Raw genomic sequence first — 22723 nt, forward strand, 5'->3', positions numbered from 1 at the left:
ATGAGCGCAAAGATGGCGTGTATTCGCTTGTTAATGCGATAATTGCGCATCAAAACTGGAATCAATGCGGAGAACGCTCATGCTGGAACTCGATCACTTCGATCTCGCGCTTCTCGACGTGCTGCAGCGCTTCGGCCGTGCGACGCACCAGCAACTCGGCGAGGAGGTGCCGCTGTCGCCGTCGCAGATCGGCCGGCGGCTGCAGCGGCTCGAGGCGGCCGGCGTGATTGAAGGCTACCGCGTGATGCTGCGCCCCGAAAAGCTCGGGCTCGGCGTCACGGCGTTCACGAGCCTGAAGCTCAAGCACCACGGCGATTCGATCATCGAGCAGTTCCAGCAACAGATCGACGTACTGCCCGAAGTGCTCGAATGTCACGCGGTGGTCGGCGACGCCGACTATCTGCTGCGGATCGTCGCGCCGGATCTCAACGCGCTGTCGCAGTTCGTGATGAAGAAGCTGATGCGCGTGCCGGGCGTCGACAGCGTGCGCTCGAACATCGTGCTGACGACCTTCAAGCGCAACGGCGCGCTGCCGCTCGCGCACCTGGCGCCCGGCGCCGCCTGACGCGGCGGCCGGGCCGGCGGCGGGGCGCGAGGCGCCGCCGCGGACAGGGCCGGATCAGGCCGCTTCGGATCGTGCTTCGGCGTTCAGGAGGTCGACGTACGCGACCGCGACGAGATCCTCCTGCGCCACGCCGAGCTTCGCGAACACGTCATGGGCCTCGGCTTCGCCGCCGGCTTCGTCATCGTCGGGACCGAGCACCACTTCCAGCTCGATGAAGTCGCCGAGGCCGTCGACGCGGTCGAGATGGATTCGCGTGCGGCCGACGAGGTACACGTGCCGTTCCTTCGTCACGATTCCGCGCGTGGTGAGCGCGGTCGCGAGCAGCGAGTGCATCGCGTCCGGGTTCGTCACCGGGCTGCGCGTGTAGTACGACGCCTTCGGGCCGTCACGGTCGTCGCGCTGGTAGAAGATCAGTTCGGCGGGCGTGCCGTCCTCGAAGCGGCGCAGCTTCAGCCGGCCGCGCGGCACGTCGTAGAAGAAATCCTGCTGGCGGTAGAAGAGCGGCGCTTCGGCGGCGAGCTTGGCCGCCTGTTCGCGCAGCCGGTCGAATTCGCGGGCGCGGGCTTTGATCTCGATGTTGCGGGCCATGCGGGTCTCCTTCAAACAGGGGTCTCGCGGTGTGCGAAGGCACAATCTAGCAAAAAGCCTGCGATGGTGGCGTGACGCGCAAGCGGGAAGCGGCGACGCGATGCGGGGCAGGCGATTCAAGCCCATTCGCGACAATACCCGTCACCTGCGGGCGTCGATTGGACACCCGCGGCGCGTCGCGCGCCTGCGCCCTGAGCCCGATGCGCGACCGGCCGCACCGGGATCAGCGGCACTCATATTGCCCATTGGGTCTCGATCAGCCGCAGCGCGGCCGCGATCGCCGGCTCGGCGCGCCGCTCGGCGAGCGTCACGAAAGTCAGCTCGGTCGGCACCGTCACGTGTTCGACGATGGTCAGCGCATGCGCGTGCGCTTCGGCCAGCGCGGTCGCGTCGCGCGCGAGCGTCAACCCGATCCCCGATTTCACGAGATCGAGCATCGATTGCTCCTGGTCGACCTCGGCGACCTTCACCGGCTGCGCGCCGGCCGCCGCGAACAGCCGCGACAGCAGCCGGTGATGGGCGGACGCCGGCGGCGTCCAGATCCACGGCAGCGCGGCGAGCGCGCGCCAGTCGTGCGCGCGCTCGCCGCGCTCCTTCCAGCCGGCCGGCGCGAGCACGCGGTACTGGAAACGCGTGAGCGTGATCGTGTGGAACAGCGTGTCGTCGCGCGGATCGTCCTCGTCGGGCCGGCCGATGTAATAGCCGACGTCGAGCGCCTGCGCACGCACCTGTTCGAGCACCCAGCCTGACATCCCGTGCCGCAATGCGGTTTCTATCTGCGGATGGCTTTCGACCAGCGCGCGCAGGAAGCCGCCGAGCCGCAGGAAGCCGGGATCGAGGATCGTGCCGATTCGCAGCCGGCCGCGCACCTCGTGCCGCAGCGCAGCAGCGGCGCGCTGCACGTCGGCGGCCGCGGCCAGCGCGCGCTCGGCGTGCGGCAGCAGGGTCTGGCCGTCGCGCGTGAGCGCAAGCCCGCGCGACGTGCGCGTAAACAGCGTGACGCCGAGCGTTTCCTGCAGATGCTTGATCTGCAGGCTGACGGCCGGCTGCGTCAGGTGCAGCTGCACGGCGGCGCGCGTCAGGTTGCCTTCGCGGGCGACCGTCGCGAACGCGCGGAGCAGGGTGAGATCCATCGTCGTGATATGAGCGCAGCTTATAACGCGGTTCAGCATAACTCATTGGATCGGCGGCGGGCGGCCGGAGTACGCTTCATCGACCGCATCGCCCGCGACGCACTATGCTGAAAACGACGCGCGGAATCGCGCGCGCGGCGCACAACAATTCATGGAGACACTCGTGAGTACTCAACGCACGCTCGAGGGCGAATTCGATTACGTGATCGTCGGCGCGGGCACCGCGGGCTGCGTGCTCGCGAACCGCCTGACCGAGGATCCCGAGATCCGCGTGCTGCTGCTCGAAGCCGGCGGCAAGGACGACTATCACTGGATCCACATCCCGGTCGGCTATTTGTATTGCATCGGCAATCCGCGCACCGACTGGCTGTACAAGACGCAGCCCGAGGCGGCGCTCAACGGCCGCGCGCTGTCGTATCCGCGCGGCCGCGTGCTCGGCGGCTGCTCGTCGATCAACGGGATGATCTACATGCGCGGCCAGCGCGAGGATTACGACAGCTGGGCGCAGGAAACCGGCGATGCCGGCTGGTCGTGGGACAGCGTGCTGCCCATCTTCAAGCGCAGCGAGGATCACCACGCGGGCGCGAGCGATGCACACGGCGCGGGCGGCTACTGGCGTGTCGAGAAGCAGCGGCTGCGCTGGGAGATCCTCGAATCGTTCGCACAGGCAGCGCAGCAGACGGGCATCCCGGCGACCGACGATTTCAACCGCGGCGACAATGCCGGGGTCGGCTATTTCGAGGTGAACCAGAAGCGCGGTGTGCGCTGGAATACGTCGAAGGCGTTCCTGCGGCCGGCGATGACGCGCCCGAATCTGACGGTGATCACCGGCGCGCATGCGCAGCGCGTGATCTTCGACGGGCGGCGCGCGGTCGGCGTCGAGTATCGCGGCGGCGGCACCGACTACGTCGCGCACGCGCGCGCCGAAGTGCTGCTCACCGCCGGCGCGGTGAATTCGCCGCAGCTGCTCGAATTGTCGGGCATCGGTGCGGGCGCGCGGCTGCAGGCGCTCGGCATCGACGTCGTGCAGGATCTGCCGGGTGTCGGCGAGAACCTGCAGGATCACCTGCAGTTGCGGATGGCATTTCGCGTCGAAGGCGTGCGCACGCTGAACACGCTGTCTGCGCACTGGTGGGGCAAGCTGATGATCGGCGCCGAATATGCGCTGCTGCAGCGCGGGCCGATGTCGATGGCGCCGTCGCAGCTCGGCGCGTTCGCGAAGTCTGATCCGGACGATTCCGCGCTCACGCGCCCCGATCTCGAATACCACGTGCAACCGCTGTCGCTGGAGCGTTTCGGCGAGCCGCTGCACAGCTTCAACGCCTTTACGGCGTCCGTCTGCCATCTGCGGCCGAGCTCGCGCGGCAGCGTGCACATCGCGAGCCCCGATGCGGGCGCGGCGCCGTCGATCGCACCGAACTATCTGTCGACCGACCACGATCGTCATGTCGCGGCGAATGCGCTGCGGCTCACGCGGCGCATCGCGTCCGCGCCGGCGCTCGCGCGCTACCAGCCGGAAGAGATCCTGCCGGGCAAGCGGTACCAGACCGAAGCCGAACTGATCGAAGCGGCGGGTGCGGTCGGCACGACGATCTTCCATCCGGTCGGTACGTGCCGGATGGGGCGCACGGACGACGAGCGTGCCGTCGTCGACAGCCGGCTGCGCGTGCGCGGCATCGCCGGGCTGCGGATCGTCGATGCATCGGTGATGCCGTTCATCACGTCGGGCAACACGAATTCGCCGACGCTGATGATCGCCGAGCGCGCGAGCGACATGATCCGCGCCGATCGACGTGCTGCGCACGACGCGACGCAGGTGCGAACGGAAGCGACGATGACGGCTGCATGACGCCACGCTGACACGCACGACAGCGGGCCGTCATGCGGGTGCCCGCTGATTCGCTATGCGAAACAAGCCGGCGTGCGGATCGCAACGGATCGACGACACGCAATGCGATCGCGCCGCAAGCCACGCATTGCGCGCGCGCCTTCTCGTTGCGCGACGACATGACGCGCGGCGTAACGTGCCCGCGTTCGCGCAGGCACGCGTCGTGCAATCGAGCAACCGTCGATGATGCGCGCGTCAAAAAAAACGCGTCGAAATTCGCGCTGTGCCGCGTGCCATATGGCGGCCAGCCCTATAAGTGCAAATCCCGATGATTGCACTGCACCAACGGCGCGACAATGTTGCGCAGTGTGCATACGCGTCGGCGCGGGAGACCACCCTCGAGGCGTAATTCGGCGCACGGGGGGCAGCCCGCTGATCCGCGGACCTGTTCGCGGACGCTTCTCGCGAATCTTCCCGGTGCTTCGCCTGACTTCGTACGGAAGGGAACATGATTCTCGGCGACACGATTCTCGAAACACGCGGACTGACGAAGGAATTCAGGGGCTTCACCGCCGTGAACGGTGTCAACCTGCGTGTGCGGCGCGGTGCGATCCATGCGTTGATCGGGCCGAACGGCGCGGGCAAGACCACCTGCTTCAACCTCCTCACCAAGTTCCTGACACCGACGGCCGGCCAGATCGTCTTCAACGGCATCGACATCACCGACGAGCGGCCCGCGCAGGTTGCACGGCGCGGCATCATCCGCTCGTTCCAGATCTCTGCCGTGTTTCCGCACCTGACGGCGCTGCAGAACGTGCGTATCGGCCTGCAGCGCGCGCTCGGCACCGAATTCCATTTCTGGCGCAGCGAACGCACGCTGAAGCGGCTCGACGACCGCGCGATGGATCTCCTCACGCAGGTCGGTCTCACCGATTTCGCGCAGGTGCCGACCGTCGAGCTCGCGTACGGCCGCAAGCGCGCGCTCGAGATCGCGACCACGCTCGCGATGGAACCCGAACTGATGCTGCTCGACGAGCCCACGCAGGGGATGGGCCACGAGGACGTCGATCGCGTGACCGCGCTGATCAAGAAGGTCGCGAGCGGCCGCACGATCCTGATGGTCGAGCACAACATGAACGTGATCGCGGGCATCTCCGACACGATCACCGTCCTGCAACGCGGCGAGGTGCTGGCCGAAGGCTCGTATGCGGAAGTGTCAAAGAATCCGCTCGTGATCGAAGCCTATATGGGCAGCGCCGATGCGGCGCTCGCGGGGGCGCACGCATGAAGCACAGCGAACGGGAGGAACGCGAATTGAGCGGCGTCGAGAGCGGTACGCCCGCGCTGGAGATCACGGGCCTGGAGGCCTGGTACGGGGAATCCCACATATTGCACGGCGTCGACCTGACGGTGCATCGCGGCGAGGTCGTCACGCTGCTCGGCCGCAACGGCGCGGGCCGCACGACGACGCTGCGCGCGATCATGGGCCTCACGGGCCGCCGCAGCGGGTCGATCAAGGTCGCGGGCAACGAGACGATCGGCCTCGCGACGCACCGCATCGCGCATTTCGGCATCGGCTACTGCCCGGAGGAGCGCGGGATCTTCTCGAGCCTGTCGTGCGAGGAGAACCTGATGCTGCCGCCGCCGATCGGGCCGCGCGACCACGCGATGTCGATCGACGAGATCTACGCGATGTTCCCGAACCTCGCGTCGCGCCGGCAGAGCCAGGGCACACGGCTGTCCGGCGGCGAGCAGCAGATGCTCGCGGTCGCGCGGATCCTGCGCACCGGTGCGAACCTGCTGCTGCTCGACGAGATTTCCGAAGGCCTCGCGCCGGTGATCGTGCAGGCGCTGGCGCGGATGATCGTCGCGCTGAAGGCGCGCGGCTACACGATCGTGATGGTCGAACAGAATTTCCGCTTTGCCGCGCCGCTTGCCGACCGCTTCTACGTGATGGAGCACGGCAGCATCGTCGAACATTTCCAGGCGGCCGAACTGGAAAGCAAGATGCCGACCCTGCACGACCTGCTCGGGGTGTGACGCCGCCCCGTCTCTCTCGCCGCTAGCCGTGGCGGCTTCGAACAACCACAACGCATCAGAAAAACAGGAGACGTCAATGAAAATGAAGACCCTCGCACACGCCTGTCTCGCCCTCGCGACCGCCGCGTTCACCGCCGGCGCCGCGCAGGCCGCGGATACCGTGAAGATCGGCTTCATCACCGACATGTCGGGCCTTTACGCGGACATCGACGGGCAGGGCGGCCTCGAGGCGATCCGCATGGCGGTCGCCGACTTCGGCGGCAAGGTGCTTGGCAAGCCGATCGAGGTCGTCTATGCCGATCACCAGAACAAGGCCGACATCGCCGCGTCGAAGGCGCGCGAGTGGATGGACCGCGGCGGGCTCGACCTCTTGGTCGGCGGCACGAACTCCGCGACCGCGCTGTCGATGAACCAGGTCGCGGCCGAGAAGAAGAAGGTCTACATCAACATCGGCGCGGGCGCCGACACGCTGACCAACGAGCAGTGCACGCCGTACACGGTCCACTACGCATACGACACGATGGCGCTCGCGAAGGGCACCGGCTCGGCGGTGGTGAAGCAGGGCGGCAAGAGCTGGTTCTTCCTGACCGCCGACTACGCGTTCGGCAAGGCGCTCGAGAAGAACACGTCGGATGTCGTGAAGGCGAACGGCGGCCAGGTGCTCGGCACGGTGCGCCACCCGCTGTCGGCGTCGGACTTCTCGTCGTTCCTGCTGCAGGCGCAGTCGTCGAAGGCGCAGATCCTCGGCCTCGCGAACGCGGGCGGCGACACGATCAACTCGATCAAGGCCGCGAAGGAATTCGGCATCACGAAGACGATGAAGATCGCCGCGCTGCTGATGTTCATCAACGACGTGCACAGCCTCGGCCTCGAGACGACGCAGGGCCTCGTGCTGACCGACAGCTGGTACTGGAACCGCGACGCGGCATCGCGCCAGTGGGCGCAGCGCTACTTCGGCAAGATGAAGAAGATGCCGTCGAGCCTGCAGGCGGCCGACTATTCGTCGGTGACGACCTACCTGAAGGCCGTGCAGGCGGCCGGCACGACCGACTCCGACAAGGTGATGGCCGAGCTGAAGAAGATGAAGATCAACGACTTCTACGCGAAGGGCTTCATTCGCCAGGACGGCAGCATGATTCACGACATGTATCTGATGGAAGTGAAGAAGCCGTCGGAATCGAAGGAGCCGTGGGACTACTACAAGGTGCTCGCCACGATTCCGGGCGACCAGGCGTTCGGCACCAAGCAGGAATCGCGCTGCGCGATGTGGAAGTAAGCGCGACATAGCGGCGCGTGGTGGCGGCCGCAGCGATGTGCCCGCTGCGCCGCCCGTACGGGCGACGGCTTGAACGTTGCGCACGCAACGAAACTCATTCTGACGGCTAAGTCGATGGAAATCTTTGGCATTCCGTTGCCGGCGATGCTGAGCCAGTTGCTGCTCGGGCTCGTCAACGGCTCGTTCTACGCGATCCTGAGCCTCGGGCTCGCGGTGATCTTCGGGCTGCTCAACGTGATCAACTTCGCGCACGGCGCGCTGTTCATGCTGGGCGCGATGCTCGCGTGGATGGGGCTGTCGTACTTCGCGTTGCCGTACTGGGCGATGCTCGTGCTCGCGCCGCTGATCGTCGGTGCGTTCGGGATCCTGATCGAGCGTTCGATGCTGCGCTGGCTGTACAAGCTCGATCACCTGTACGGGCTGCTGCTCACGTTCGGGCTCACGCTGGTCGTCGAAGGCGTGTTCCGGTCGATCTACGGATCGTCCGGCCAGCCGTACGACGTGCCGTCGCAGCTGTCCGGCGCGACCAACCTTGGCTTCATGTTCCTGCCGAACTACCGCGCGTGGGTGGTCGTCGCGTCGCTCGCGGTGTGTCTCGCGACCTGGTTCGTGATCGAGAAGACGCGCCTGGGCGCCTATCTGCGCGCCGGCACCGAGAACCCGAAGCTCGTCGAGGCGTTCGGCGTGAACGTGCCGATGATGATCACGCTCACGTACGGCTTCGGCGTCGCGCTCGCGGCGTTCGCGGGCGTGCTCGCGGCGCCGGTGATCCAGGTGTCGCCGCTGATGGGCCAGCCGATGATCATCACCGTGTTCGCGGTGGTCGTGATCGGCGGGATGGGCTCGATCCTCGGCTCGATCATCACCGGCCTGCTGCTCGGCGTGATCGAGGGCTTCACGCGCGTGTTCTATCCCGAAGCGTCGGCCACGGTCGTGTTCGTGATCATGGCGATCGTGCTGCTGTTCCGCCCGGCGGGCCTGTTCGGCAAGGAAAAATGATGCAGAGAAAAGTGCTATACGGCGTGCTGCTCGCCGCACTGCTCGCCGCGCCGTTCATCGGCGCGTATCCGGTGTTCGTGATGAAGGTGCTCACGTTCGCGCTGTTCGCGGCCGCGTTCAACCTGCTGATCGGCTATACGGGGCTGCTGTCGTTCGGTCATGCGATGTTCCTCGCGACCGCCGGCTATGCGACCGGCTATTCGATGCAGACGCTCGGTTTCACGCCGGAGCTCGGCGTGCTGGTCGGCACCGTCGCCGCGACGCTGCTCGGGCTCGTCGTCGGCCTGTTCGCGATCCGCCGGCAGGGCATCTACTTCGCGATGATCACGCTCGCGTTCGCGCAGATGGTCTACTTCATCTACCTGCAGGCGCCGTTCACGCACGGCGAGGATGGCCTGCAGGGCGTGCCGCGCGGGCACCTGTTCGGGGTCGTCGACCTGTCGAACGACGTCGCGCTCTACTACGTCGTAGTCGCGGTGATCGTCGCGGCGTGCGCATTCATCGTGCGGATCGTGCACTCGCCGTTCGGCCAGGTGCTCGTCGCGATCAAGGAGAACGAGGCGCGCGCGATCTCGCTCGGCTACGACACCGATCGCTTCAAGCTGCTCGCGTTCATCCTGTCGGCCGGGCTCGCGGGGCTGGCGGGTTCGCTGAAGGTGCTGGTGCTCGGTTTCGAGACGCTGTCCGACGCGTACTGGACGATGTCGGGCCTCGTCGTGCTGATGACGCTCGTCGGCGGGATGGGTACGCTGTTCGGGCCATTGCTCGGCGCAGCGCTGATCGTCGCGCTGGAGGACCGGCTCGGCGACATCGGCGAATGGCTCGCGTCGGCGACCGGCATCGGCTGGTTCCACTCGCTCGGCGAATCGGCGACGATCGTCACGGGGCTGATCTTCATCGCATGCGTGCTTGCGTTCCGGCGCGGGATCGTCGGCGAGATGGTCGCGCGGGTGAAGATGCTGAGGCCGTCCTGATTGCGTCGCGGCGGCCGTTGCGGCGCGTTGATGCGAAGCACCATCCGGCGCAGCCGGGAAGGGCGTTTCGGCGGCCTCGCGCCGGTGCCGCGCGGCAACGCTGGTGCCCCATTTTCGTGCGGCGATGCACCATAGGGGTAAATGCTAAGTTGTCGCAAGATGAAAGGTACTTTAATCTTCGTTCCAGTTCTGATGCACCGCGAAACGAATTTGCAGGTGGAGAACGAGGAGACAATCGAGGCACAAAGTGCCCGGACCCCAAAAGCGCTGTTGGACGGAATCCAACAGCGCTTTTTCATTTGGTGCGCGAATTTCCGTTGCTGGTGCAAAGGCGTGCCACCACATTCTGCCCGACCACGCGCGCGCCTCATCCCGTCTTCCCCGTTTTCTCCCTCCCTGCCGGTCGATCGCCGCTGGCGCGCAGCCGCGTGCATGGCCGTCCGGGCTTACCCGGTTGGCGTGCGCAAAAAGCGTCCGTTACACTCAGCTTTCGCCGACCGTGCGGTCGGGAAAACGGTCGGCAGTTCTCCTACAAGCAAAATGCAGAAGAGGGAGTGCGGTTGGATGAGAAGCGCGGGACGATGGATCGGGGTGCGAGAGGCGGCTGGCGCCGCTCGTTCGGGGTCGGCGGTGCACGGCTATGCCCCGGCGTTCACGAGCCGTCCTGCGGCCGGCATGCGCGTTCCGGTGCGATTTGCCGGCACGACGGTCTCTGCGGTCGTTGCGTTCGCATCCGACGTGTCGTTCGCGTTCGCATGAACGGCCGATTTTTCGATCCTGCATCGCCCGCTTGTGGAGCCGAACCCGGCCCGGCCGGCCGACCTTCCGATGATCGTTGCGTCCGCATCGATCGCGTCTCGCGCAACGCCGCATTTCTCCACTCGGTTCATCCTGACGACATTACTGCCGCGCATCGTGGCGGTCGCACGACCGTTTCGGAACGCGCCGCGGCGCGTCCGCGCGCGATATCACCGGGGCTCGATGGCGGTGCAGGCGTTTCACGGGAAAACGAGCGTAGGCGCGGGTCGGCGAGATAGTTAAATTATTAACTTGTTTGAGGACCGGGAGCCGCCCGAGCGACCCGCGGATTTTTCGAGCAGCGTTTGGAGACAACGTAAATGAAGATGAATCGATGGATGGAGGTTCTGCTTGCCGCGGGCCTCGTGTGCGCGGCGACCACGGCGTCGGCGCAGGTGAAGATCGGCGTAACGCTGTCGGCCACCGGGCCGGCCGCATCGCTCGGGATTCCGGAAAAGAACACGATCGCGCTGCTGCCGAAGGAAATCGCGGGCAAGAGCGTCCAGTACATCGTGCTCGACGATGCGTCCGACACGAGCCGCGCGGTGCAGAACGTGCGCAAGCTGATCGACGAGGATCACGTCGACGCGATCATCGGTTCGTCCGTCACGCCGAACTCGCTCGCGATGCTCGATCCGATATCGCAGGGCAAAACGCCGACGATCTCGCTCGCGGCGAGTGCGCAGATCATCTCGCCGATGGACGCGAAGCGCGCATGGATGTTCAAGGTGCCGCAGAACGACCAGCTGATGGCGGATGCCATCGCCGGCTACATGGCGAAGCACGGCGTGAAGACGGTCGGCTTCATCGGCTTCGCCGATGCGTACGGCGACAGCTGGTACAACACGTTCAATGCGGCTGCCGCGAAGAACGGGCTGAAGGTCGTGTCGAACGAGCGTTACAACCGCACCGACGCGTCGGTGATGGGGCAGGTGCTGAAGCTGATGGGCTCGAATCCCGATGCGGTGCTGATCGCCGGATCCGGCACACCGGCCGCGCTGCCCGCCAAGACGCTGAAGGAGCGTGGCTACAAGGGCAAGGTGTATCAGACGCACGGCGTCGCGAACAACGACTTCCTGCGCGTGTGCGGCAAGGATTGCGAAGGCGAGATCCTCCCGGCCGGCCCGGTGCTCGTGACCGACCAGCTGCCCGATTCGAACCCGGTGAAGAAGCCGGCGCTCGGCTACAAGGCCGCGTACGAGAAGGCGTACGGCGCGGGGTCGCTGTCGACCTTCGGCGGCCACGCATGGGATGCGGGGCTGTTGCTGCAGCGTGCGATCCCCGAAGCGCTGAAGAAGGGCCAGCCGGGCACCGAGGCGTTCCGCGAGGCGCTGCGCGCATCGCTCGAGAGCGTGAAGGACCTGCCCGTGTCGCACGGCGTGATCAACACGACGCCGACCGATCACAACGGCTTCGACACGCGTGCGCGCGTGATGGTGCAGATCGTCGACGGCAAGTGGAAGCTGCAGGCCGAGTAAGCACCACGTGAAACCGGCGGGCGCGGCGCGAACGGCGCCGTGCGCGCCGTCGGCAGCGGAGCGGGCCCGACGGGCCGCTCCCGTGCCGCATGGAATCACCGGGGCCCGCCGCGTGGCGCCCGACGCGCCGATTTTGCCGTTCGTGCGCCGCGGCCATTCCCGTCTTTCGTTTCTCCGCAGCATTCTCGATACACGAAACGTATGGATCTCTCGATTGCGGCGATCCTCGCGCAAGACGGCATCACGACCGGCGCCATTTATGCATTGCTGTCGCTGGCGCTCGTGCTGGTGTTTTCCGTCACGCGGGTGATCTTCATTCCCCAGGGCGAATTCGTCGCCTACGGTGCGCTCACGCTTGCAGCGCTGCAGGCGCAGAAGTTTCCCGCCACCTGCTGGCTGCTGTTCGTGATGGGCATCGCGTGCTTCCTGCTGGAAGTCGGCGGCCTGATCCGCCATCGCGAACGCCGTCATCAGCTCGGCCGCACGCTCGCGACGCTAGGCAGCCGCTACGTGCTGCTGCCGCTCGCGGTGTTCGCGATTACGCGCGGCTTTGCCGCGCAGCCGATGCCGATGCTTGCACAAATCGCGCTGACGCTCGCGATCGTCGTGCCGATGGGGCCGTTCGTCTACCGGCTCGTCTATCAGCCGATCGCCGAAGGCACGACACTGCTGCTGCTGATCGTGTCCGTCGCCGTCCATTTCGCGATGGTGGGCCTCGGGCTCGTGATGTTCGGGGCGGAAGGCTCGCGCACCAACGGCTTCGCGGATGCGTCGTTGTCGGTCGGCAGCATGACGGTGTCGGTACAGAGCATCCTCGTGGTCGTGACCGCGCTGGTGCTGATCGGCGCGCTCTACGTGTACTTCGGCCGCACGATCGCCGGCAAGGCGCTGCGTGCAACGTCCGTGAACCGGCTCGGCGCGCGGCTCGTCGGCATCGGCACGACCGAAGCAGGGCGGCTCGCGTTCACGCTGGCGGCCGGGCTCGGTGTGCTGTCCGGCATCCTCGTCGGTCCGCTGACGACGATCTATTACGACTCCGGCTTCCTGATCGGCCTGAAGGGTTTCGTCGGCGCGATCATCGGCGGGCTGGTCAGCTATCCGCTTGCGGCCGCCGGCTCGCTGCTGGTCGGCGTGCTCGAATCGTATTCGTCGTTCTGGGCGAGCGCGTACAAGGAAGTGATCGTGTTCACGCTGATCATCCCGGTGCTGCTGTGGCGCAGTTTCGCGACGCCGCACACGGAAGAGGAAGAGGAGTGACGCGATGAAGACGATGGTACGCAACAAGACTTTCTGGGTGTTTCTCGTGGTGCTGTTCGCGCTGCCGGTGCTGCCCGGCGCGCTGCAGGTGCCCGAATACTGGATCACGCTGCTGAACTACATCGGCCTCTACGCGATCGTCGCGATCGGCCTCGTGCTGCTGACGGGCGTCGGCGGGATGACGAGCTTCGGACAGGCCGCATTCGTCGGCATCGGCGCGTATGCGACCGCATTCCTGACGACGCGCTACGGCGTGTCGCCGTGGCTCGCACTGATCGTCGGCGTCGTGCTGACGGCGCTCGTCGCGCTCGTGCTCGGTGCGGTCACGATGCGCCTGTCCGGGCACTTCCTGCCGCTCGGCACGATCGCGTGGGGTCTCGCGCTGTTCTACCTGTTCGGAAACCTCGAACTGCTCGGCAAGTACGACGGGATCAACGGGATTCCGGCACTGAACCTGTTCGGCATCGAGCTCGGAAGCGGCCGAAGCCTGTACTTCCTGATCTGGGCCGTCGTGCTGGCCGCGATCGTGTCGGTGCAGAACCTGCTCAACAGCCGGCCAGGCCGAGCGATCCGCGCATTGCGTGGCGGTGGCGTGATGGCCGAGGCGATGGGCGTGAACACCGCGTGGATGCGCGTCGTGATCTTCATCTACGCGGCCGTTCTCGCCGCGGTTTCGGGCTTCCTGTACGCGCACCTGCAGCGCGCGGTGAACCCGACCCCGTTCGGCCTGAACCACGGGATCGAATTCCTGTTCATGGCCGTGGTCGGCGGCGTGTCGCACGTGTGGGGCGCGGTGCTCGGTGCCGCGATCCTCACCGTGCTTCAGGACTACCTGCAGACGCTGTTGCCGAAGCTGCTCGGCTCGGAGGGCAACTTTGAGATCATCGTGTTCGGCGTGCTGATGGTGCTGCTGCTGCAGTACGCACGCCAAGGCGTGTGGCCGTTCGTCGCGAAGCTGTTTCCGCGCGGGCCGCGCGCGCATGTGCCCGACCATGCCGATCCGCTGCCGCAGCGCGCGAAGCCGGTGGCGGGCGAGCCGCTGCTCGTCGTCGACAACGCGCGCAAGCAGTTCGGTGGCCTGGTGGCCGTCAACGACGTCAGCTTCGACGTGAAGGCGGGACAGATCATCGGCCTGATCGGCCCGAACGGCGCCGGCAAGTCGACCACGTTCAACCTCGTGACCGGCGTGCTGCAGCCGACGGGCGGCACGATCACGTTCCGCGGCGAGCGGATCGACGGGCTCACGTCGCGTCAGATTGTCCGGCGCGGGATCGGTCGCACGTTCCAGCACGTGAAGCTGCTGCCGACGATGACGGTGCTCGAGAATGTCGCGATCGGCGCGCACCTGCGCGGCCATACGGGCGTGTGGCGCAGCATCGCGCGGTTCAATGCGCACGAGGAAGCACAGCTACTGGCCGAGGCGGCGCGACAGATCCGCCGCGTCGGGCTGGAGCGGCATATGTACGACGAAGCCGGCAGCCTCGCGCTCGGCCAGCAGCGGATTCTCGAAATCGCGCGCGCGCTTTGCTGCGATCCGACGCTGCTGCTGCTCGACGAGCCGGCCGCCGGGCTGCGCTACCAGGAGAAGCAGCAGCTCGCCGACCTGCTGCGGCGCCTGAAGGCGGAAGGAATGAGCGTGTTGCTCGTGGAACATGACATGGATTTCGTGATGAACCTCACCGACCGGCTGGTGGTGATGGAATTCGGCACGCGGATCGCGGAAGGACTGCCGCAGGACGTGCAGCAGGACCCGGCGGTGCTCGAAGCGTATCTGGGCGGGGTGGAATGATGGCGGAGACGACGATGCCGATTCTCGACGTGCGCGGTCTGGCGGTGCGGTACGGGAAGGTCGAGGCGTTACACGGAGCGGCGATCAAGGTCGGCGCCGGGCAGATCGTCAGCGTGATCGGCCCGAACGGGGCCGGCAAGTCGACGCTGCTGAACGCAATCATGGGCGCATTGCCGGTGACCGGGCATGCGTCAGGGGCAGTTGTGTACCGTGGCAAGGACGTGGGCGCGCTGCCGGTTGAGCAGCGCGTCGCGCGTGGAATGTGCCTTGTGCCGGAAAAGCGCGAGCTGTTCAGCACGATGACGGTCGAGGATAACCTCGTGCTGGGCGCGTATCGCCGCAAGCTCGCTGGCGAGTCGAACTTCCTCGACCAGCTCGATCACGTGTTTGCGCTGTTTCCGCGGCTCAAGGAGCGGCGCAAGCAGGCAGCCGGCACGCTATCGGGTGGTGAGCGACAGATGCTCGCGGTGGGCCGCGCGCTGATGGGCAAGCCCGATCTGCTGATGCTCGACGAGCCGAGCCTCGGGCTGGCGCCGCTGATCGTGAAGGAGATTTTTCATATCATCAGCGCGTTACGCGGCACAGGCGTCGCGACGCTTCTGATCGAGCAGAACGCTCGGGCTGCGCTGCAGATCTCGGACTACGGCTATGTGCTGGAGACGGGGGAGTTTGCGCTGGAAGGGCCGGCGGCGGAGCTGGCGCAGAATCCGCGCGTGATCGAAACATACCTGGGGTTGGTGAAAAAAACGGCTTGATGGTTGGGGCGGTCGGCGGGAAACGTGCGGCGTGTTTCACGTGAAACACGCCGCTTTTGTTTTCTGGAAGAGGGCGAGGCGTCGGTGAATCGGGCGTGGGGATAAGTGCCGTAGCAACAAACAGAAACCCTGTGACGAGAGTGGAGGGCTCATCGCGCCGGGTTGCGCAGGACAGTGAGCGCTGTACGCGTGACAGTGTTCTATCGACACGAGCCAAACGGCACAGGGGATAAGCCGAGGCAGGTCGATCCGAAATGCTGTGACGGCACAGCGACGGCGGACTTCGCAAACCACTGCCAGATGCGCGATTTTGCACAGTATGACGATGTGCGCTGAGGCTGCAGCAGCGCCGCCGAAGCGGGCCGAACGGCACAGTTCAGCCCGGTCGGGCAAAAAAAGCGGCCAAATGAACCGGCCCTACCATTCGGACGGTCTTCGGGTGAAAAGCGAACCCGCTATAATTCGGCCCATACATTTCTCAGATAGGTTCGTGCGCAATCCTGCGCCCGGAATCCACCATGCTTTTTCCCACAGAATTTGACGTCATCGTCGTCGGTGGCGGGCACGCCGGCACGGAAGCCGCATTGGCATCGGCCCGTATGGGTGCGAAGACGCTGCTGCTGACCCACAACATCGAAACGCTTGGCCAGATGAGCTGCAATCCGTCGATCGGCGGCATTGGCAAGGGCCATCTCGTCAAGGAAGTCGATGCGCTCGGCGGCGCGATGGCCGCCGCGACGGACGAGAGCGGTATTCAGTTCCGGATCCTCAATTCGTCGAAGGGCCCGGCCGTGCGCGCGACGCGTGCGCAGGCCGACCGCATCCTGTACAAGGCTGCGATCCGCCATCGGCTCGAGAACCAGCCGAACCTGTGGCTGTTCCAGCAGGCTGTCGACGACCTGATGGTCGAAGGCGATCGCGTGGTCGGCGCCGTCACGCAGATCGGCATCCGCTTCCGCGCGCGTGCGGTCGTGCTGACGGCCGGTACGTTCCTCGACGGCAAGATTCACGTCGGCCTGAACAACTACACGGGCGGTCGCGCGGGCGATCCGGCGGCCGTGTCGCTGTCGGCGCGCTTGAAGGAGTTGAAGCTGCCGCAGGGCCGCCTGAAGACCGGTACGCCGCCGCGTATCGATGGCCGCTCGATCGACTTTTCGAAGCTGGACGAGCAGCCGGGCGACCTCGATCCGATCCCCGTATTCTCGTTCCTGGGCCGTGCAGAGCAGCATCCGCAGCAGCTGCCTTGCTGGGTTACGCACACGAACGAGCGGACGCACGACATCATTCGCGGCGGCCTCGATCGTTCGCCGATGTATACAGGCGTGATCGAAGGTGTCGGCCCGCGTTACTGCCCGTCAATCGAGGACAAGATCCACCGATTCGCATCGAAGGAATCGCACCAGATCTTCCTCGAGCCGGAAGGGCTGACGACCAACGAGTTCTATCCGAACGGGATTTCGACGAGCCTGCCGTTCGACGTGCAGCTCGAGCTCGTGCACTCGATGCGCGGCCTCGAGAACGCGCACATCCTGCGCCCCGGCTACGCAATCGAATACGACTACTTCGACCCGCGCGCGCTTAAGGCATCGCTTGAGACGAAGGCGATCAACGGGCTGTTCTTTGCGGGCCAGATCAATGGCACGACCGGCTACGAAGAAGCGGCTGCACAAGGGCTGCTGGCCGGTCTGAATGCGGGCCGCTACGTGCAGGAGAAGGACGCATGGTGCCCGCGCCGCGACCAGGCCTATCTTGGCGTGCTGGTCGACGACCTCGTCACACGTGGCGTGGCCGAGCCGTACCGGATGTTCACGAGCCGTGCCGAGTACCGTCTGAGCCTGCGTGAAGACAATGCGGACATGCGCCTGACCGAGATCGGCCGCGAGTTGGGCCTCGTCGACGACGTGCGCTGGGATGCATTCAGCCGGAAACGCGACGCTGTTTCACGTGAAACCGAACGACTGAAGTCGACGTGGGTCACGCCGAAGACGCTGCCGCCTGAAGAGGCGACCGCGTTGCTCGGCAAGGCGATCGATCACGAGTACAGCCTCGCCGAACTGCTGCGCCGCCCCGGTATCAGCTACGACGGTGTGTGCGGCCTGAAGGGCGGTGAATGCGCGCCTGCGGAGCCGCTGGCCGACGATCCGGTGCTGCTTGAGCAGATCAAGGAACAGGTCGAGATCGGCATCAAATATCAGGGCTATATCGAGCGGCAGGCCAGCGAGATCGAGCGCAACGATGCGAACGAGAACACACGCCTGCCGGAAGGTATCGACTACCGCGAGGTGCGTGGCCTGTCGTTCGAGGTGAGCCAGAAGCTGAACGAGTTCCGCCCGGAAACGATCGGCCAGGCATCGCGGATCTCGGGCGTCACGCCGGCTGCGATCTCGCTGCTGATGGTGCACCTGAAACGCCGCGGCCTCGGCCGTCGTAACGGCACCGCCGCAGAGGTGACGGAACAGGGGGGCGGCACCGTCCCGACGCAACAATGACGGCGCGTCGCGCGCCGGCGGTTAATCGGGACGTACTTGAACAGATGCTCGTCGATGGCACGGCCGAGCTCGGCATCACATTGACGGATGCACAACGGAACCAGCTGCTCGACTATGTCGCGCTGCTCGGCAAGTGGAACGCGGTCTACAACCTGACCGCGATCCGCGACCCGAAGCAGATGCTGATCCAGCACATTCTCGATTCGCTTTCCATCGTTCCGCATCTGCGCGACCGTGCATCGGCGCGCGTGCTCGACGTGGGTTCGGGCGGCGGGTTGCCCGGTATCGTGCTGGCGATCATCCAGCCGGACTGGCAGGTCACGCTGAACGATATCGTGCAGAAGAAGTCTGCATTCCAGACGCAGATGCGCGCCGAGCTGAAGCTCGCGAACCTGTCTGTGGTCACCGGGCGTGTCGAATCGCTGCAGCCGGGTATCGAAGTGCCGGAAAAATTCGACATGATCGTATCCCGCGCTTTCGCGGATCTATCCGACTTCGTTAAACTTGCTCGACATCTCGTCGCGCCCGGTGGATCGATCTGGGCAATGAAGGGTGTCCATCCGGACGACGAAATTGCTCGGTTGCCGGAGGGCAGTCATGTAAAGCAGACGATGCGGCTGGCGGTACCGATGCTCGATGCCGAACGGCATCTGATCGAGGTCACCGTCGACGAGGCGAATTGAAGGCGCGCGGTAGCGCGCCGTTTGTTTGAAGGTAAAGGGAACACACCAACGATGGCAAAGATCTTCTGCGTTGCGAACCAGAAGGGGGGCGTCGGCAAGACGACGACATCGGTCAATCTCGCCGCAAGCCTTGCAGCGCAGGAGCAACGAGTCCTGCTGATCGATCTCGACCCGCAGGGCAACGCAACGATGGGTAGTGGGATCGACAAGGCCGCCTGCGAGTCGACCGTGTACGAAGTGCTGGTCGACGGCGTATCGGTGACGGAAGCGCGCGTGCGTCCGGAAGGCGTCACGTACGACGTGCTGCCGGCCAACCGTGAACTGTCCGGTGCCGAGATCGAGCTGATCAGCATCGATAACCGCGAGCGACGGTTGAAGGCCGCGCTCGAACACGTGGCCGACGACTATGACTTCGTGTTGATCGATTGCCCGCCGACGCTGTCGCTGCTGACGCTGAACGGGCTGTGCGCGGCGCATGGCGTCGTGATTCCGATGCAGTGCGAATACTTCGCACTGGAGGGGCTGTCGGATCTCGTCAATACGATCAAGCAGGTTCACGCGAACATGAACCGCGACCTGAAGATCATCGGCTTGCTGCGCGTGATGTTCGATCCGCGCATCACGCTGCAGCAGCAAGTCTCCGATCAATTGAAAGCGCACTTCGGCGACAAGGTGTTCGACGCGGTGATTCCGCGCAACGTGCGCCTGGCGGAAGCGCCAAGTTACGGGTTGCCGGGCGTCGTATTCGACCGCAACTCGCGCGGTGCGCAGGCGTATATCCAGTTTGGTGCCGAGATGATCGATCGCGTGCGCGCGTTCGAGGTGTCGTGATCCGGACATGAGCGAAGCGAGGAAGAAAGACATGAACGCGGTACCAAAGAAGAAGGGCTTGGGACGTGGCCTCGAAGCGCTGCTCGGCGGCAGTGCGGACATCACCGAAGCGGTGAAGATCGAAGGGGCGCCGAACACGCTCGCGCTCGGCAAGCTGCAGGCGGGCAAGTACCAACCGCGGACGCGGATGGACGAAGGCAGCCTGCAGGAGCTGGCGGCCAGCATTCGCGCGCAAGGCGTGATGCAGCCGATCCTGGTACGACCTATTTCGTCTGACAAATACGAAATCATCGCGGGCGAGCGGCGTTTCCGCGCGGCACGCCTGGCCGGCCTCGACGAAGTACCAGTGCTCGTGAAGGACGTGTCCGATCAGGCCGCCGCCGCGATGGCGCTGATCGAGAACATCCAGCGCGAGGATCTGAATCCGCTGGAAGAGGCGCACGGTATCCAGCGCTTGCTCGATGAGTTCGGTTTCACGCACGAACAGGCGGCCGAATCGGTCGGCCGCTCGCGCAGCGCGGTATCGAACCTGCTGCGTCTGCTGAACCTCGCAGCGCCGGTGCAGACGATGCTGCTGGCCGGCGACCTCGACATGGGCCACGCGCGTGCGCTGCTTGCGGTCGATGCCGCGACGCAGATCACGCTCGCGCACCAGGTCGTCAACAAGCGCATGTCGGTGCGCGAGACCGAGAAGCTGGTCGCCCACACGACGAAGGAAGCGCCGGCGGTGAAGGCGCGCGCGAAGGATGACGGCGGCCGCGACACGCGGCGTCTCGAGGAGGAGTTGTCCGACCTGCTTGCGTCGACGGTGAAGATCAAGCTCGGCCGCCGCGGGCGAGGGCAGGTGATGATCGATTTCGGCAACCTCGACGCGCTCGAGGGCATTCTTGCGCGCCTGCGCGGCAACGTCGCGGCCGAAGAATAACGAGGCGCGATCGATGGAAAACACGGGCGCACCGGCGCCGCGCCGGTGGCTTGGCTGGCTTTTGCAGGAACCCGTACTGACGGTGCTGGCGCTTGCGCTGATTGTTCAGCAATGGTTGCGTCCGCAACCAATTGCCGCGCTGGCCGGTCTCGTCGACTGGCAGACCGTCGCGACGCTCGCGGGTCTGCTGATGCTGACCAAGGCGCTCGAGCTGTCCGGGTGCCTGATGTGGCTCGCGCATCGCATCGTGCATCACGTGCATTCCGAGCGCGGGCTTGCGATGCTGCTCGTCGTGTTCGCGGCGGCGCTCGCGATGTGGCTCACCAACGATGTCGCGCTGTTCGTCGTCGTCCCGCTAATGGTATCGCTGCGCACGTTGACGCCGCTGCCGTTCCGGCGGCTCGTGATCGTGGTCGCGCTGGCCGTCAACGCGGGGTCCGTCGCGACCCCGCTCGGCAATCCCCAGAACCTTTTCCTGTGGCAATTGAGCGGCGTGTCGTTTGGCCGCTTCGTCGTCACGCTCGGGCCGCTCGCACTGGCGTTGATGGCGCTGCTGCTCGTGCTGACGGCGTGCGCGTTTCGCGCGAAGCCGCTCGATCTGTCGGGAGACGTCCAGGCCGTTCCCGTGCAGCGCATGCATGCGTTGCTCGCGGCGGTGCTGTTTGGTGCGTTCGTGCTGCTCGCCGATGCGCACAATCCCGTGCCCGGTCTGATCGCCGTCGTGATCGCGCTGCTGGTGGCGAGACGTGACGCGGTCCTGAAGATCGACTGGCTGCTGCTGCTGATCTTCGTGCTGATGTTCGTTGTGCTGCGCAGCGCGGCTGCGCTGCCGGTCGTCCACGATGCGATCGCGCGAACCCATCTCGATTCGCCGCTGCGTGTGTTCGCAGCGGGCGCGGTGGTGTCACAGGGAATCAGCAACGTGCCGGCGGCGATCCTGCTGTCGGAATTCACGCGCGACTGGCGGGCGCTCGCGTTCGGCGTATCGGTCGGCGGCTTCGGTTTCGCGATCGGTTCGCTCGCGAACCTGATCGCGGTGCGCCTTGCGAAGGAGCCTCGTATGTGGCTGCCGTTTCACCTCGTGTCGATTCCGTTCGCGCTCCTGAGTGCGGCGCTGGGTGCGTGGCTGCTCGTTCACGGCTGAGCGATGCGGATCAATGCGGCGTACGCGTGCCGCAAGCCCGGTGAGGAGGGCGCACAGCGTTCCCGGTCGTTGCGAAGACGGTCCTGTTGATAAGTGTTACGCCACCACAGTCGAACGACTGTGGTGGCGTAACAACTGATTGCAGGCATCGGCGTGCTCGCGTTCGAGCGTATTTCGCGCATCGCGCTCGACGTGGCGGCCACAGTGTTTCCTCTCTTGCCCGTCGCCGCGTCGGGTCATTTCCCGTGATCGCGTCACAGCAGAATTCCTGCTGCGATCGCGTCGCGCCGGTGGCGCCCACGCCAGACCACGTTGTCATGTCATTTCGTTGCGACCGCGCTTGTTCGGGCAAGAAATGCCGGCGCAAAAAACCGACCTTACAACTGTCATCGTACGTCGTCGACGCGCACGTTTTTTCACATGATGAGGCGTCGTTTTACGCAGGTTTTTGTCGCGTCTAAAGCCTTGAATCACCTGCAACTATCGCTTACAATCGCCCGGATTTGTTAGCTAGGCACCCCTGAAAGCTTTCAGAAAGCTTGGGGCCGGGTTCAAGGATTTTGCGGAAGATTGCGATGGCGGGTCAGGCGCCGAACGACAGGCACGATGATCACCGAGCGCAACGCACCGCTTCAGCGGCCGGCGAGCGGCGCGAGTCCGATGGCGACGACTGGGATGCCGAGCTGCAAGATAACAACATCGTTCCGCTCACGCGGACGGAAGCCGAGAGGCTGTTCGGTCCGAACGTGAGCAAGCCGCCGCGCGTAACCCCCTACAAGGTGGTGATCGCGCAGGTGGTCTTGTCCCTGGTTGCAACGCTGGCGTGGTGGCTGTTTTCGAAGTCGCCGGGCGCCGCTGCGCAATCCGCGTTTCTGGGCGGGGCGATCGGCTGGGTGCCAAGCGCGTTGTTCGTGGCACGACTGAAGGCAGGTGGTTCGGCCACCGTGATGAGCTGGGTGATGGGCGAAGCCCTGAAGCTCGGCGTGACGATCGGGATGTTCGCCGCAGTGGCGTACGGCTATGCCGGCGTGCATTGGCCGGCGCTCCTCGTCACCTACCTCGTCGTGCTGAAGACGTACTGGATCGCGCTGGCCTGGCGGTAAGCAACAAGCAGCGTGCGGTTTCGACAACGAACCGCACCGGCCCGTTCCCGCAATAGCGTATTGCGGAA

General features: G+C 65.4%; 19 protein-coding genes. 17 read left to right on the plus strand and 2 right to left on the minus strand.

Annotated features, from left to right (window positions below; genetic code table 11):
- The first annotated feature begins 79 nt into the window (after positions 1-79).
- Positions 80-565, plus strand: a complete 486-nt coding sequence (locus tag WS75_RS20655) for an Lrp/AsnC family transcriptional regulator (RefSeq protein WP_006408082.1) — start codon at positions 80-82, stop codon at positions 563-565.
- A 54-nt stretch (positions 566-619) separates the two neighbouring features.
- Here WS75_RS20655 and WS75_RS20660 read toward each other — a convergent pair whose 3' ends face one another.
- A complete protein-coding gene (locus WS75_RS20660; RefSeq protein WP_059682650.1) occupies positions 620-1153 on the minus strand; it encodes a class IV adenylate cyclase in 534 nt (177 codons plus the stop codon).
- 233 nt (positions 1154-1386) lie between these two features.
- Positions 1387-2286, minus strand: a complete 900-nt coding sequence (locus WS75_RS20665; RefSeq protein WP_059682651.1) for a LysR family transcriptional regulator — start codon at positions 2284-2286, stop codon at positions 1387-1389.
- Positions 2287-2449: 163 nt separating this feature from the next.
- On the opposite strand from WS75_RS20665, the gene WS75_RS20670 reads away from it, so the two are divergent.
- The 16 genes from WS75_RS20670 to WS75_RS20745 all read left to right on the plus strand — a co-directional run bounded on the left by WS75_RS20670 (position 2450) and on the right by WS75_RS20745 (position 22655).
- Complete coding sequence (locus tag WS75_RS20670; RefSeq protein ID WP_059682905.1) at positions 2450-4135, plus strand: GMC family oxidoreductase; 1686 nt, start codon at positions 2450-2452, stop codon at positions 4133-4135.
- A gap of 487 nt (positions 4136-4622) precedes the next feature.
- Positions 4623-5402 (plus strand): ABC transporter ATP-binding protein, encoded by a 780-nt coding sequence (locus WS75_RS20675; RefSeq protein WP_021160426.1) that lies wholly within the window; start codon positions 4623-4625, stop codon positions 5400-5402.
- Positions 5399-6154 (plus strand): ABC transporter ATP-binding protein, encoded by a 756-nt coding sequence (locus tag WS75_RS20680; RefSeq protein ID WP_059682652.1) that lies wholly within the window; start codon positions 5399-5401, stop codon positions 6152-6154. Before WS75_RS20675 ends, WS75_RS20680 begins: the two co-directional genes overlap by 4 nt.
- A gap of 76 nt (positions 6155-6230) precedes the next feature.
- Entirely contained in the window at positions 6231-7430 is a 1200-nt protein-coding gene (locus WS75_RS20685; RefSeq protein ID WP_059682654.1) for an ABC transporter substrate-binding protein, read from the plus strand.
- 114 nt (positions 7431-7544) lie between these two features.
- On the plus strand, positions 7545-8429 hold the full coding sequence (locus WS75_RS20690) for a branched-chain amino acid ABC transporter permease (RefSeq protein ID WP_059602103.1): 885 nt from the start codon (positions 7545-7547) through the stop codon (positions 8427-8429).
- Positions 8429-9403 carry a branched-chain amino acid ABC transporter permease gene (locus WS75_RS20695; RefSeq protein WP_059682908.1) on the plus strand — a complete coding sequence of 325 codons (975 nt, stop codon included), beginning with the start codon at positions 8429-8431 and terminating at the stop codon, positions 9401-9403. The genes WS75_RS20690 and WS75_RS20695 overlap by 1 nt, the downstream gene beginning before the upstream one ends.
- Before the next feature lie 1118 nt (positions 9404-10521).
- Positions 10522-11679, plus strand: coding sequence for an ABC transporter substrate-binding protein (locus WS75_RS20700; protein ID WP_059682656.1), 1158 nt, complete (start codon positions 10522-10524; stop codon positions 11677-11679).
- A 201-nt stretch (positions 11680-11880) separates the two neighbouring features.
- Positions 11881-12936, plus strand: coding sequence for a branched-chain amino acid ABC transporter permease (locus tag WS75_RS20705; protein ID WP_059682658.1), 1056 nt, complete (start codon positions 11881-11883; stop codon positions 12934-12936).
- A 4-nt stretch (positions 12937-12940) separates the two neighbouring features.
- Complete coding sequence (locus WS75_RS20710; RefSeq protein ID WP_059682661.1) at positions 12941-14725, plus strand: branched-chain amino acid ABC transporter ATP-binding protein/permease; 1785 nt, start codon at positions 12941-12943, stop codon at positions 14723-14725.
- Positions 14725-15480 carry an ABC transporter ATP-binding protein gene (locus WS75_RS20715; protein ID WP_059682663.1) on the plus strand — a complete coding sequence of 252 codons (756 nt, stop codon included), beginning with the start codon at positions 14725-14727 and terminating at the stop codon, positions 15478-15480. The genes WS75_RS20710 and WS75_RS20715 overlap by 1 nt, the downstream gene beginning before the upstream one ends.
- Positions 15481-15998: 518 nt before the next feature.
- On the plus strand, positions 15999-17969 hold the full coding sequence (mnmG, locus tag WS75_RS20720; RefSeq protein WP_059682665.1) for a tRNA uridine-5-carboxymethylaminomethyl(34) synthesis enzyme MnmG: 1971 nt from the start codon (positions 15999-16001) through the stop codon (positions 17967-17969).
- Positions 17966-18652, plus strand: coding sequence for a 16S rRNA (guanine(527)-N(7))-methyltransferase RsmG (gene rsmG, locus WS75_RS20725; RefSeq protein WP_059682668.1), 687 nt, complete (start codon positions 17966-17968; stop codon positions 18650-18652). The genes mnmG and rsmG overlap by 4 nt, the downstream gene beginning before the upstream one ends.
- A 51-nt stretch (positions 18653-18703) precedes the next feature.
- Positions 18704-19483 carry a ParA family protein gene (locus WS75_RS20730; RefSeq protein ID WP_059682670.1) on the plus strand — a complete coding sequence of 260 codons (780 nt, stop codon included), beginning with the start codon at positions 18704-18706 and terminating at the stop codon, positions 19481-19483.
- Between the two features lie 31 nt (positions 19484-19514).
- A complete protein-coding gene (locus WS75_RS20735; protein WP_059682910.1) occupies positions 19515-20408 on the plus strand; it encodes a ParB/RepB/Spo0J family partition protein in 894 nt (297 codons plus the stop codon).
- A 13-nt stretch (positions 20409-20421) separates the two neighbouring features.
- On the plus strand, positions 20422-21552 hold the full coding sequence (locus tag WS75_RS20740) for an SLC13 family permease (protein WP_059682912.1): 1131 nt from the start codon (positions 20422-20424) through the stop codon (positions 21550-21552).
- A gap of 575 nt (positions 21553-22127) precedes the next feature.
- Positions 22128-22655: an ATP synthase subunit I gene (locus tag WS75_RS20745; RefSeq protein WP_059682672.1), complete on the plus strand. Its 528-nt coding sequence runs from the start codon at positions 22128-22130 to the stop codon at positions 22653-22655.
- Positions 22656-22723 lie beyond the last annotated feature (68 nt).

This window comes from Burkholderia sp. FL-7-2-10-S1-D7, assembly GCF_001524185.1.
GTDB lineage: Bacteria > Pseudomonadota > Gammaproteobacteria > Burkholderiales > Burkholderiaceae > Burkholderia > Burkholderia diffusa.

Coding starts and splice junctions, on each gene's coding strand:
- WS75_RS20685 (WP_059682654.1), top strand. CDS start 6,231: ATGAAAATGAAGACCCTCGCACACGCCTGTCTCGCCCTCGCGACCGCC.
- rsmG (WP_059682668.1), top strand. CDS start 17,966: ATGACGGCGCGTCGCGCGCCGGCGGTTAATCGGGACGTACTTGAACAG.
- WS75_RS20735 (WP_059682910.1), top strand. CDS start 19,515: ATGAACGCGGTACCAAAGAAGAAGGGCTTGGGACGTGGCCTCGAAGCG.
- WS75_RS20730 (WP_059682670.1), top strand. CDS start 18,704: ATGGCAAAGATCTTCTGCGTTGCGAACCAGAAGGGGGGCGTCGGCAAG.
- WS75_RS20715 (WP_059682663.1), top strand. CDS start 14,725: ATGGCGGAGACGACGATGCCGATTCTCGACGTGCGCGGTCTGGCGGTG.
- WS75_RS20675 (WP_021160426.1), top strand. CDS start 4,623: ATGATTCTCGGCGACACGATTCTCGAAACACGCGGACTGACGAAGGAA.
- WS75_RS20690 (WP_059602103.1), top strand. CDS start 7,545: ATGGAAATCTTTGGCATTCCGTTGCCGGCGATGCTGAGCCAGTTGCTG.
- WS75_RS20710 (WP_059682661.1), top strand. CDS start 12,941: ATGAAGACGATGGTACGCAACAAGACTTTCTGGGTGTTTCTCGTGGTG.
- WS75_RS20695 (WP_059682908.1), top strand. CDS start 8,429: ATGCAGAGAAAAGTGCTATACGGCGTGCTGCTCGCCGCACTGCTCGCC.
- WS75_RS20655 (WP_006408082.1), top strand. CDS start 80: ATGCTGGAACTCGATCACTTCGATCTCGCGCTTCTCGACGTGCTGCAG.
- WS75_RS20745 (WP_059682672.1), top strand. CDS start 22,128: ATGGCGGGTCAGGCGCCGAACGACAGGCACGATGATCACCGAGCGCAA.
- WS75_RS20660 (WP_059682650.1), bottom strand. CDS start 1,153: ATGGCCCGCAACATCGAGATCAAAGCCCGCGCCCGCGAATTCGACCGG.
- WS75_RS20665 (WP_059682651.1), bottom strand. CDS start 2,286: ATGGATCTCACCCTGCTCCGCGCGTTCGCGACGGTCGCCCGCGAAGGC.
- WS75_RS20680 (WP_059682652.1), top strand. CDS start 5,399: ATGAAGCACAGCGAACGGGAGGAACGCGAATTGAGCGGCGTCGAGAGC.
- WS75_RS20740 (WP_059682912.1), top strand. CDS start 20,422: ATGGAAAACACGGGCGCACCGGCGCCGCGCCGGTGGCTTGGCTGGCTT.
- mnmG (WP_059682665.1), top strand. CDS start 15,999: ATGCTTTTTCCCACAGAATTTGACGTCATCGTCGTCGGTGGCGGGCAC.
- WS75_RS20705 (WP_059682658.1), top strand. CDS start 11,881: ATGGATCTCTCGATTGCGGCGATCCTCGCGCAAGACGGCATCACGACC.
- WS75_RS20700 (WP_059682656.1), top strand. CDS start 10,522: ATGAAGATGAATCGATGGATGGAGGTTCTGCTTGCCGCGGGCCTCGTG.